We start from the raw sequence: 11829 nt of genomic DNA on the forward strand, positions 1-11829 counted from the left end.
CGTTAGCCCCCAAGTTTAGATTTATCGCGCACCGCGCCTTTATCTGCACTGGTGGCAAGGCTCGCGTAGGCGCGCAGGGCGAAGGAAACTTCACGCTGGCGGTCTTTCGGCGTCCAGGCTTTATCGCCGCGCGCTTCCTGCGCTTCACGACGGGCCGCAATTTCCTGGTCGCTCAGCTTGAGCTGAATGCCGCGATTCGGAATGTCGATTTCGATCAGATCGCCGTCTTCGATGATGGCAATGTTGCCGCCGCTTGCCGCTTCCGGGGAAACGTGGCCGATAGAGAGGCCGGAAGTGCCACCGGAGAAACGACCGTCGGTGATCAGCGCACAGGCTTTACCGAGGCCCATGGATTTCAGGAAGGTGGTCGGGTAGAGCATCTCCTGCATGCCCGGCCCGCCTTTTGGACCTTCGTAGCGAATGACCACCACGTCGCCTTCCACCACTTTGCCGCCGAGGATGGCGTCTACCGCTTCATCCTGGCTTTCGTACACCTTCGCCGGACCGGTGAATTTCAGGATGCTGTCGTCCACGCCAGCGGTTTTCACGATGCAGCCATTTTCCGCAAAGTTACCGTACAGCACGGCCAGGCCGCCGTCTTTGCTATAGGCATGCTCCAGCGAGCGGATGCAGCCTTCAGCGCGGTCATCGTCCAGGGTATCCCAGCGGCAGTCCTGCGAGAACGCCTGGGTAGTACGAATACCGGCAGGGCCCGCGCGGAACATCTTTTTCACCGCGTCGTCTTTGGTCAGCATCACGTCGTACTGGTTCAGCGACTCAGGCAGCGACAGGCCAAGCACGTTTTTCACGTCACGGTTCAGCAGCCCGGCGCGATCCAGCTCGCCGAGGATACCGATGACGCCACCCGCGCGATGCACGTCTTCCATATGGTACTTCTGGGTACTTGGCGCGACCTTACACAGCTGCGGCACTTTACGGGAGAGCCTGTCGATGTCGCTCATGGTGAAGTCGATTTCGGCTTCCTGCGCGGCGGCCAGCAGGTGCAGAACGGTGTTGGTGGAACCGCCCATGGCGATATCCAGGGTCATGGCGTTCTCGAATGCCGCTTTACTGGCGATGCTGCGCGGCAGCGCGCTGGCGTCGTCCTGCTCGTAGTAGCGCTTAGTCAGTTCAACGATGCGTTTACCGGCGTTGAGGAACAGCTGCTTACGGTCGGCATGGGTCGCCAGCAGCGAGCCGTTGCCCGGCTGAGATAGACCCAGCGCTTCGGTCAGGCAGTTCATGGAGTTCGCCGTGAACATACCGGAACAGGAGCCGCAGGTCGGGCACGCGGAGCGCTCCACCTGGTCACTCTGCTCGTCAGAGACTTTCGGGTCCGCGCCCTGAATCATCGCATCGACCAGGTCGAGCTTGATGATTTTGTCGGAGAGCTTGGTTTTCCCCGCTTCCATCGGGCCACCGGAGACGAAGATCACCGGAATGTTCAGGCGCAGGGAGGCCATCAGCATCCCCGGGGTGATTTTGTCGCAGTTGGAGATACAGACCATCGCATCGGCGCAGTGGGCGTTAACCATGTACTCTACCGAGTCGGCGATCAGCTCGCGCGACGGGAGTGAATAGAGCATGCCCCCGTGGCCCATCGCGATACCGTCATCCACCGCAATGGTGTTGAACTCTTTCGCCACGCCGCCGGAGGCTTCGATTTGCTCGGCAACCAGCTTACCGAGATCGCGCAGGTGCACGTGGCCCGGTACGAACTGGGTGAAGGAGTTCACCACGGCGATAATCGGCTTACCGAAATCGGCGTCGGTCATTCCGGTGGCGCGCCACAGCGCGCGGGCACCGGCCATGTTACGGCCGTGGGTGGTGGTGGCTGAACGATACTTAGGCATGCTTTATTTACTCCCGTCTGACTATGTAATGGGACGGTGCGTGCCGTCCCAAATTTATATTTAGTGATTAACCTGATCCAACCAGCCGTATTTATCTTCTGTCTCGCCGGTGAAGAGGCCAAAGAACGCTTGCTGAATGCGTTTGGTCACCGGGCCACAGCGGCCTTCGCCCACCTGAATGCCGTCTACGCTACGCACCGGCGTAATTTCAGCCGCGGTACCGGACATGAACACTTCATCGGCCAGGTACAGGGATTCGCGAGACAGCACCTGCTCGCGCACTTCGATACCCAAATCTTTCGCCAGCTTGATGATGGCGTCACGGGTGATGCCAGGTAGCGCGGACGAGGTGAATGGCGGCGTAAACAGAATGCCGTCTTTCACTTCAAACAGGTTTTCACCTGCACCTTCGGAGATGTAGCCATTCACGTCGAGCGCGATACCTTCCTGGTAACCGTGACGGCGCGCTTCGCTGCCGACCAGCAGGGAAGAAAGGTAGTTACCGCCCGCTTTCGCCGCGGTCGGGATGGTGTTGGGTGCAACGCGATTCCAGGAAGAGACCATTGCGTCGATCCCCTGCTCAAGGGCTTCAGCACCCAGGTAGGCACCCCATGGGAACGCGGCAATGATCACATCGGTGTTGTAACCGGCTGGCGGGTTCACGCCCATGCCGACGTCGCCCACGAAGACCAGCGGACGAATATAGGCGCTGGTGAGGTTGTTCTTACGGATCACCTCGCGGCAGGCTTCCATCAGCTCATCCACACTCTGAGAAACCGGGAAACGATAAATTTTGGCTGAGTCATGCAGACGCTGCATGTGTTCGCGATGGCGGAACACCACTGGCCCTTTGTGAGAATCGTAGCAGCGGATGCCTTCAAACACGGAGGTACCGTAATGCAGCGCGTGGGACATCACGTGGACCTTCGCGTCCTCCCAGCGAACCATCTCACCGTTGAACCAAATGTAATCAGCTTTTTTTGTCGTCATTTTTTCGTCCTGTCACGCTTAAGCGCGGATTTGTTGTGATGTGGTTGTGCTCTGGCAGATGGCAACATGGGCAACGTCTACCAGCTTTGATAACTGACTAAACAGTAAGTCGACCGGCCGCGGGCTGGCAACGGTTAATTCGATACTGATGTTTTGCGCGTCGGTGGCCGTCTCCATATTCATAGAGCAAATCTGAAAACCACGATGACGCACCACACGCAAAACGCGTTCTAATGTTTCCGGGTTGAAGCGAGCCTGCACGGCGACCTGATGTTGCATCATGATAATTTCTCCAGCATTTGTGAGTTACTGGCACCGGGCGGTACCAACGGCCAGACGTTCTCAAGCTCGTCGATTGAGACATGAAGCAGGTATGGCCCTTCGCTTGACAACATGGTGTCGAGTGCCGCTTCAACCTGGTCTTTACGGGTGATGTGCTGGCCAGGAATGCCGAAGGCGCTGGCCAGGGTGAGGAAATCGGGGTTATCGGTCAGGGTGGTTTCACTGTAACGTTCCTGGAAGAACAGCTGTTGCCACTGGCGAACCATCCCTAAACGCTGGTTATCGAGCAACACGATCTTCAGTGGTAACTGCTTGCGCTTCACGGTGCCGAGCTCCTGAACGTTCATCATGAAGGAGCCGTCACCGGAGATACAGATAACGGTATCGTTCGGGCGGGCAACCTGTGCGCCAACCGCGGCTGGCAGACCGAAGCCCATCGTCCCTAACCCGCTGGAAGTGATGAAGTTTTCCGGACGGGTGTAGGTCATGTGCTGGGCGGACCACATCTGATGCTGGCCGACATCGGTCGTCACTACGCTGTCGGCGGGCTTACGGTCGGACAACTGCTTCAACAGCAGCGGCGCGTAGATGGCCTCGCCGGGATGGTCGTAACGCCAGGCGTGCTCGGCGCGCATGTCTGCGGTGTGCTGACGCCATGCGTTGATATCCAGCGGCTGCTGCAATGCCGGTAACAGCGCGTTGAGATCGCCCTGCAGCGCGACGTGCGCCTGACGCAGCTTGTTCATTTCCGCCGGGTCGATATCCATATGGATAACTTTGGCGTTCGGCGCAAAGGTATTCAGCTTACCGGTGACGCGGTCGTCAAAACGGGCACCGACGGCGATGAGCAGATCGCACGCCTGCACCGCCAGGTTTGCCGCTTTGGTGCCGTGCATCCCCAGCATGCCCAGATAGTAGGGGTAATCGGCATCTACCGCACCCAACCCTTTCAGCGTGCAGGTGGCAGGCATTTGCGTTGCCGCAATAAATTCACGCAGGGCGGGAACGGCCTGCGCCATGCCTACGCCACCGCCAACGTACAGTATCGGCTGTTTCGCCTGCACCAGCATCTGACGCGCCTCTTCAGCTTCCGCATGCGGAAAGGCGTCGTCGCTTCCAACGGTGGAGAAGTGCGGCTCCAGTTCGCCGTGTGCGACCTGGATATCTTTCGGGATATCGACCAGAACCGGACCAGGGCGACCGGAGCTGGCAACCTCGAATGCTTCCGCCATTACGCGCGGCAGCTCTTCCAGTGACTGAACGAGAAAACTGTGTTTGGTGCAGGCCAGCGATAAACCGAGTACATCGACTTCCTGGAACGCGTCGGTGCCGATGAACGGAGAGGCAACCTGTCCGGTGATGGCAACAACGGGAACAGAATCCAGCAGCGCGTCTGCCAGACCGGTGATGAGGTTCGTTGCGCCCGGACCTGAGGTCGCCATACAGACACCGGTTTTACCGGTGGCACGGGCATAACCGATGGCGGCCATCGCTGCGCCCTGCTCGTGTCGGCACAACAGGTGCTCCACGCCGCCGTCATACAGTGCATCGTAAATCGGCATAATTGCGCCACCCGGATAACCGAATACTGTCTCGACTCCCTGCGCGCGCAACGCATGTACTACCCACTGTGCCCCATTCATAGTTAGTTCCCCGTCATAAATCGGGAGAAACAGAATTTTGTGCTACTTGTCATTCTCTGCTCCTCATTTACGTTTTTTAGTCATAAAAAAACCCCCGGACCTTTCGGTGCGGGGGTCTTAGTTCGTTAAGGCTTGATTTCTAAGCCTTTCCTCGTCCAAGTGCAGCCCCGCACGGTGGGATAATAATCACCACCACGCTAATCACGACCAGGCTAATCACTCGTAGAAGGGCTGTCATTTTCAGTTCTTTTTGCATCTTGTTCGAAGGAATACCTAAAGAGTTATCACAGTTTTTAAATCAAACACAAGATTTATTTATGACGGATTTGGTTAGCCCGCGAATCATATTTCTTAAAATCGTTGTTTTATATACGGAAATTAGAAAATGAATATTTTTCACTTTTTTACTCCTCCGCTAACCGTCAAAACAGGTTTTTTTCGCTTTGCGAGGAGGGTTCCACGATTGTGCAATAGTTTCAGTGTGCGTTTAAAATCCCTGAACAGGCAGCGTAAATTCGCTAAATAGCGCTAAACAGGCATAACGCGCACTGGCATAGTCACACCAGGAGGTAGTGCAAATGTCACTGTCGGTTGTTTATACGCGTGCGGCTCTCGGGGTAAAGGCACCGCTTGTTTCCGTAGAGGTTCATTTGAGTAATGGGCTGCCCGGACTCACGCTTGTCGGGTTACCTGAAACGACGGTTAAAGAGGCCAGGGATCGCGTTCGCAGCGCAATAATAAATAGCGGTTATACCTTCCCCGCGAAGAAGATCACCATCAACCTTGCCCCCGCCGATCTGCCCAAAGAGGGCGGGCGATACGATTTACCTATCGCAATTGCGCTTCTCGCGGCTTCTGAGCAGCTTACTACGACCAGGCTAGGCTCGTACGAGTTCGTGGGTGAACTCGCGCTCACAGGCGCATTGAGAGGCGTTCCCGGTGCGATATCGGGAGCGCTGGAAGCAATTCGTGCAGGGCGGCAAATCATTGTCGCCAATGAAAACGCATCAGAAGTGAGTCTTATTGCCGAAAAGGGGTGTCTCATCGCCGGGCATCTTCAGGAAGTGTGTGCCTGGCTGGAAGGCCGACATGAACTGTCCGAGCCGGAGGAGTGCGACGAGGCTGTAGCAGATGCGCCAGAAGATCTCAGTGAGATCATGGGACAGGAGCAAGGTAAACGGGCGCTGGAGATTACGGCTGCAGGTGGACACAATCTCCTGCTGATTGGCCCGCCTGGTACAGGTAAAACGATGCTGGCGAGCAGGCTGAGCGGGTTGCTCCCGCCGCTCAATAATCATGAAGCGCTGGAAAGCGCCGCCATATATAGCCTCATCAGTTCGGCATCGTTGCATAAACAGTGGCGCCGTCGCCCTTTTCGTTCCCCACATCATAGCGCTTCACTGACGGCAATGGTCGGCGGTGGGTCTATCCCCGGACCGGGTGAGATTTCACTGGCACACAATGGCATTCTGTTTCTTGATGAGTTGCCTGAGTTTGAGCGTCGCGTGCTGGATGCACTGAGAGAACCTATTGAATCTGGTGAAATACATATCTCGCGCACGCGGGCCAAAATAAGCTATCCCGCGCAGTTTCAACTGGTCGCTGCGATGAACCCCAGCCCCACGGGGCATTATCAGGGCAACCATAACCGCTGTACGCCAGAGCAGACGCTGCGCTATCTGGGAAAGCTTTCCGGCCCATTCCTCGACCGTTTCGATTTGTCTCTCGAAATCCCCCTTCCGCCGCCGGGCCTGCTCAGGCAGACGGGCATAACGGGTGAGAGCTCAGCAAAAGTGCGCGGGCGGGTGATCGCTGCCCAGGCACGACAATACGCCCGTCAAAACAGGCTGAATGCTCGGCTTGATAATGCCGGGATCCGGCAGTTTTGTTCGCTTAATAGTGAAGATGCAGGATGGCTTGAGGAGACGTTGACGCGCTTTGGGCTGTCTATACGTGCGTGGCAACGTTTGCTAAAAGTGGCCAGAACCATTGCTGACGTGGAGGGATGTACTGACATTGAGAGGAAACACTTGCAGGAGGCGCTGAGTTACCGCGCTATCGATCGTTTGCTGCTGCACCTGCAGAAGTTGCTGGCATAAAAAAAGGGGCCGTAGCCCCTTCTTATCATCTTAGTCATCAGACTCGGTGTAGTCTTCTGCACCTTCCATCTGCGGCTTACCGCCAGACAGCGTATGGAAGCGCTTTGGACGCTTAATGCGTGCCATATACTTGATCCATACACGTTCCGCTTCAGACTGCGGCTCACGCTCACCACGGCAAACAGAAACAAACTGTTTTTCGTCTTCAGTAGCAGGCTCACGCTTGCCCAGATCCAGCTCGTTAAAGGCATAACCATGGCGCTCAAGCAGTTGAGCTTCTTTGATGGTGAAATCGCCGTGACGAGAGAACCCGCGCGGATAATGTTTATTGTCGAAAAAACGATTAGTCGTCGTAAAGCTTTCCGCCATCCTACACGCTCCTAATTCTTTGGCCGAGCTATTTATGGCGCGGAGTATTAGTTACGCTTGACAGAGTGTAAAACAAAACATTTAAATCATAACGACAAATAATTTTGCGGAGAAAGATGTGGATACGGAATTGCTTAAAACTTTCCTTGAAGTGAGCAGAACACGCCACTTTGGGCGAGCAGCTGAAGCCCTTTACCTGACGCAGTCAGCAGTCAGTTTTCGTATTCGACAGCTGGAAAATCAACTGGGTGTGAATCTTTTTACCCGCCATCGCAACAATATCCGCCTCACGCCCGCCGGCGAAAAACTACTGCCGTACGCAGAAACGCTGATGAATACCTGGCAGGCGGCACGCAAAGAGGTTGCACATACTTCGAGGCATAATGAGTTCTCGATAGGGGCCAGCGCTTCCCTGTGGGAATGTATGCTAAGTCAGTGGCTTACCCGGCTTTATCAATCTCATAGCCACCTGCAATTTGAAGCCAGGATTGCGCAACGGCAGTCGTTGGTTAAGCAACTTCATGAGCGCCAGCTTGATCTTCTTATCACAACCGAAGCCCCCAAGATGGACGAATTTAGCAGCCAGATTGTGGGCCAGTTTGGCCTGGCGCTTTATGCCTCTGAACCTTCGATGATGAAGGCAGACCTGACCTATTTGCGCCTGGAATGGGGGCCTGATTTTCAGCAGCATGAGACGGGCTTGATTGCACCTGATGACGTCCCACAGTTAACGACCAGCTCTGCAGAGATCGCCTGTCAGCAACTGCCCTTGCTGAGAGGTTGTACCTGGTTACCTGTTCGCTGGGCAGACACTAAAGCTGGGCTGCATACCGTAATGGATTCCACCACGCTTACCAGACCGCTGTATGCGATTTGGCTGCAAAACAGTGATAAGCAGTCGCAGATAAAAGATCTGTTAAAAATCAATGTAATGGATTGATACATCAGCCAGCAGGAATGCTGGCTGAATAGTAAGTAGAGGCGTTTTTACAGTCTTTCAGGCAAAAAAAATCCTTTGCCGAAGCAAAGGATTCTATATGGCAGGGGCGGAGAGACTCGAACTCGCGACACCCGGTTTTGGAGACCGGTGCTCTACCAACTGAGCTACGCCCCTAAAGTTTTTTGCCATTAAGCCTGCCAGTAAGGCAGGCTTAATGTCTTAATAAGTGGCGGAACGGACGGGACTCGAACCCGCGACCCCCTGCGTGACAGGCAGGTATTCTAACCGACTGAACTACCGCTCCACCGAAGACTTCTTGTAACCACCGGATTTATGCACCGGCTTACTACTAAATTTGATGCCTGGCAGTTCCCTACTCTCACATGGGGAGACCCCACACTACCATCGGCGCTACGGCGTTTCACTTCTGAGTTCGGCATGGGGTCAGGTGGGACCACCGCGCTAAAGCCGCCAGGCAAATTCTGTTAAATCTGTATCAAAGCTGAAAATCGTGTCTGTCTCTTCGCCAAAACATCTTCGGCGTTGTAAGGTTAAGCCTCACGGTTCATTAGTATCGGTTAGCTCAACGCATCGCTGCGCTTACACACCCGACCTATCAACGTCGTCGTCTTCAACGTTCCTTCAGGAGACTTAAAGTCTCAGGGAGAACTCATCTCGGGGCAAGTTTCGTGCTTAGATGCTTTCAGCACTTATCTTTTCCGCATTTAGCTACCGGGCAGTGCCATTGGCATGACAACCCGAACACCAGTGATGCGTCCACTCCGGTCCTCTCGTACTAGGAGCAGCCCCCCTCAATTCTCCAGCGCCCACGGCAGATAGGGACCGAACTGTCTCACGACGTTCTAAACCCAGCTCGCGTACCACTTTAAATGGCGAACAGCCATACCCTTGGGACCTACTTCAGCCCCAGGATGTGATGAGCCGACATCGAGGTGCCAAACACCGCCGTCGATATGAACTCTTGGGCGGTATCAGCCTGTTATCCCCGGAGTACCTTTTATCCGTTGAGCGATGGCCCTTCCATTCAGAACCACCGGATCACTATGACCTGCTTTCGCACCTGCTCGAGCCGTCACTCTCGCAGTCAAGCTAGCTTATGCCATTGCACTAACCTCCTGATGTCCGACCAGGATTAGCTAACCTTCGTGCTCCTCCGTTACTCTTTGGGAGGAGACCGCCCCAGTCAAACTACCCACCAGACACTGTCCGCAACCCGGATTACGGGTCTACGTTAGAACACCAGCCATTAAAGGGTGGTATTTCAAGGACGGCTCCATGCAGACTGGCGTCCACACTTCAAAGCCTCCCACCTATCCTACACATCAAGGACCAGTGTTCAGTGTCAAGCTATAGTAAAGGTTCACGGGGTCTTTCCGTCTTGCCGCGGGTACACTGCATCTTCACAGCGAGTTCAATTTCACTGAGTCTCGGGTGGAGACAGCCTGGCCATCATTACGCCATTCGTGCAGGTCGGAACTTACCCGACAAGGAATTTCGCTACCTTAGGACCGTTATAGTTACGGCCGCCGTTTACCGGGGCTTCGATCAAGAGCTTCGCGTTGCCGCTAACCCCATCAATTAACCTTCCGGCACCGGGCAGGCGTCACACCGTATACGTCCACTTTCGTGTTTGCACAGTGCTGTGTTTTTAATAAACAGTTGCAGCCAGCTGGTATCTTCGACTGATTTCAGCTCCACCCGCAGGGGCTTCACCTACATATCAGCGTGCCTTCTCCCGAAGTTACGGCACCATTTTGCCTAGTTCCTTCACCCGAGTTCTCTCAAGCGCCTTGGTATTCTCTACCTGACCACCTGTGTCGGTTTGGGGTACGATTTGATGTTACCTGATGCTTAGAGGCTTTTCCTGGAAGCAGGGCATTTGTTACTTCAGCACCGTAGTGCCTCGTCATCACACCTCAGCGTTAATAAGGTACCGGATTTACCTGGAACCTCCGCCTACATGCTTAAACCGGGACAACCGTCGCCCGGCTAACATAGCCTTCTCCGTCCCCCCTTCGCAGTAACACCAAGTACAGGAATATTAACCTGTTTCCCATCGACTACGCCTTTCGGCCTCGCCTTAGGGGTCGACTCACCCTGCCCCGATTAACGTTGGACAGGAACCCTTGGTCTTCCGGCGAGCGGGCTTTTCACCCGCTTTATCGTTACTTATGTCAGCATTCGCACTTCTGATACCTCCAGCAACCCTCACAGGCCACCTTCAACGGCTTACAGAACGCTCCCCTACCCAACAACACATAGTGTCGCTGCCGCAGCTTCGGTGCATGGTTTAGCCCCGTTACATCTTCCGCGCAGGCCGACTCGACCAGTGAGCTATTACGCTTTCTTTAAATGATGGCTGCTTCTAAGCCAACATCCTGGCTGTCTGTGCCTTCCCACATCGTTTCCCACTTAACCATGACTTTGGGACCTTAGCTGGCGGTCTGGGTTGTTTCCCTCTTCACGACGGACGTTAGCACCCGCCGTGTGTCTCCCGTGATAACATTCTTCGGTATTCGTAGTTTGCATCGGGTTGGTAAGCCGGGATGGCCCCCTAGCCGAAACAGTGCTCTACCCCCGAAGATGAGTTCACGAGGCGCTACCTAAATAGCTTTCGGGGAGAACCAGCTATCTCCCGGTTTGATTGGCCTTTCACCCCCAGCCACAAGTCATCCGCTAATTTTTCAACATTAGTCGGTTCGGTCCTCCAGTTAGTGTTACCCAACCTTCAACCTGCCCATGGCTAGATCACCGGGTTTCGGGTCTATACCCTGCAACTTAACGCCCAGTTAAGACTCGGTTTCCCTTCGGCTCCCCTATACGGTTAACCTTGCTACAGAATATAAGTCGCTGACCCATTATACAAAAGGTACGCAGTCACACCACGAAGGTGCTCCCACTGCTTGTACGTACACGGTTTCAGGTTCTTTTTCACTCCCCTCGCCGGGGTTCTTTTCGCCTTTCCCTCACGGTACTGGTTCACTATCGGTCAGTCAGGAGTATTTAGCCTTGGAGGATGGTCCCCCCATATTCAGACAGGATACCACGTGTCCCGCCCTACTCTTCGAGTTCACAACCTGTGTGCTTTCGTGTACGGGACTGTCACCCTGTACCGTGCGACTTTCCAGACGCTTCCACTAACACACAAGCTGATTCAGACTCTGGGCTGCTCCCCGTTCGCTCGCCGCTACTGGGGGAATCTCGGTTGATTTCTTTTCCTCGGGGTACTTAGATGTTTCAGTTCCCCCGGTTCGCCTCGTTAACCTATGTATTCAGTTAACGATAGTGTGTCGGAACACACTGGGTTTCCCCATTCGGACATCGCCGGGTCAAAGGTTCATATCACCTCGCCGGCGCTTTTCGCAGATTAGCACGTCCTTCATCGCCTCTGACTGCCAGGGCATCCACCGTGTACGCTTAGTCGCTTAACCTCACAACCCGAAGATGTTTCACTTCTGATTGCGAAAATTTGAGAGACTCGAACACACCATTAAGATGTGTCGTTTCAATTTTCAGCTTGATCCAGATTTTTAAAGAGCAAAACTTCGCAGTGCACCTTTTCAGGTTCACTCTGAAGTTTTCTTGGGTTCGCAGTAAAGATGGTGGAGCTATGCGGGATCGAACCGCAGACC

9 protein-coding genes, 2 tRNA genes and 2 rRNA genes are annotated in these 11829 nt (G+C 54.6%); 2 read left to right on the forward strand and 11 right to left on the reverse strand.

The features are described 5' to 3' along the window. Positions 1–2 precede the first annotated feature (2 nt). The 6 genes from ilvD to ilvL all read right to left on the reverse strand — a co-directional run bounded on the left by ilvD (position 3) and on the right by ilvL (position 5006). A complete protein-coding gene (ilvD, locus tag L362_RS05325; RefSeq protein ID WP_021242828.1) occupies positions 3–1853 on the reverse strand; it encodes a dihydroxy-acid dehydratase in 1851 nt (616 codons plus the stop codon). 60 nt (positions 1854–1913) lie between these two features. Next, on the reverse strand, positions 1914–2843 hold the full coding sequence (gene ilvE / locus L362_RS05320) for a branched-chain-amino-acid transaminase (RefSeq protein WP_014885677.1): 930 nt from the start codon (positions 2841–2843) through the stop codon (positions 1914–1916). An 18-nt stretch (positions 2844–2861) separates the two neighbouring features. Beyond that, complete coding sequence (gene ilvM, locus L362_RS05315; protein WP_003860184.1) at positions 2862–3125, reverse strand: acetolactate synthase 2 small subunit; 264 nt, start codon at positions 3123–3125, stop codon at positions 2862–2864. After that, on the reverse strand, positions 3122–4768 hold the full coding sequence (gene ilvG, locus L362_RS05310) for an acetolactate synthase 2 catalytic subunit (RefSeq protein ID WP_023345101.1): 1647 nt from the start codon (positions 4766–4768) through the stop codon (positions 3122–3124). The genes ilvM and ilvG overlap by 4 nt, the downstream gene beginning before the upstream one ends. Positions 4769–4770: 2 nt before the next feature. Beyond that, positions 4771–4821, reverse strand: a complete 51-nt coding sequence (gene ilvX / locus L362_RS24840) for a peptide IlvX (protein ID WP_192930497.1) — start codon at positions 4819–4821, stop codon at positions 4771–4773. An 86-nt stretch (positions 4822–4907) separates the two neighbouring features. After that, positions 4908–5006: an ilv operon leader peptide gene (gene ilvL / locus L362_RS24130; RefSeq protein WP_001311244.1), complete on the reverse strand. Its 99-nt coding sequence runs from the start codon at positions 5004–5006 to the stop codon at positions 4908–4910. Between the two features lie 340 nt (positions 5007–5346). On the opposite strand from ilvL, the gene L362_RS05305 reads away from it, so the two are divergent. After that, positions 5347–6867, forward strand: coding sequence for a YifB family Mg chelatase-like AAA ATPase (locus tag L362_RS05305; RefSeq protein WP_023345102.1), 1521 nt, complete (start codon positions 5347–5349; stop codon positions 6865–6867). A gap of 30 nt (positions 6868–6897) precedes the next feature. On the opposite strand, the gene L362_RS05300 is transcribed toward L362_RS05305, so the two are convergent. Further along, positions 6898–7236 carry a MaoP family protein gene (locus L362_RS05300; protein WP_008501577.1) on the reverse strand — a complete coding sequence of 113 codons (339 nt, stop codon included), beginning with the start codon at positions 7234–7236 and terminating at the stop codon, positions 6898–6900. Between the two features lie 118 nt (positions 7237–7354). Here L362_RS05300 and hdfR point away from each other — a divergent pair, with 118 nt between their 5' ends. Then, positions 7355–8176, forward strand: coding sequence for an HTH-type transcriptional regulator HdfR (gene hdfR, locus L362_RS05295; protein WP_021242824.1), 822 nt, complete (start codon positions 7355–7357; stop codon positions 8174–8176). A gap of 98 nt (positions 8177–8274) precedes the next feature. Here the strand turns inward: hdfR and L362_RS05290 are convergent. The 4 genes from L362_RS05290 to L362_RS05275 form a co-directional block, all read right to left on the reverse strand. Beyond that, a tRNA-Trp gene (locus tag L362_RS05290) sits at positions 8275–8350 on the reverse strand. Positions 8351–8403: 53 nt separating this feature from the next. Continuing rightward, positions 8404–8480: transfer RNA gene (locus L362_RS05285), tRNA-Asp, on the reverse strand. Between the two features lie 56 nt (positions 8481–8536). Then, positions 8537–8652 (reverse strand): 5S ribosomal RNA (gene rrf, locus L362_RS05280). A gap of 71 nt (positions 8653–8723) precedes the next feature. Beyond that, a 23S ribosomal RNA gene (locus L362_RS05275) occupies positions 8724–11628 on the reverse strand. Between the last annotated feature and the right edge of the window lie 201 nt (positions 11629–11829).

The sequence above is a fragment of the Enterobacter sp. MGH 16 genome, from assembly GCF_000493175.1.
Classification (GTDB): Bacteria; Pseudomonadota; Gammaproteobacteria; order Enterobacterales; family Enterobacteriaceae; genus Enterobacter; species Enterobacter roggenkampii.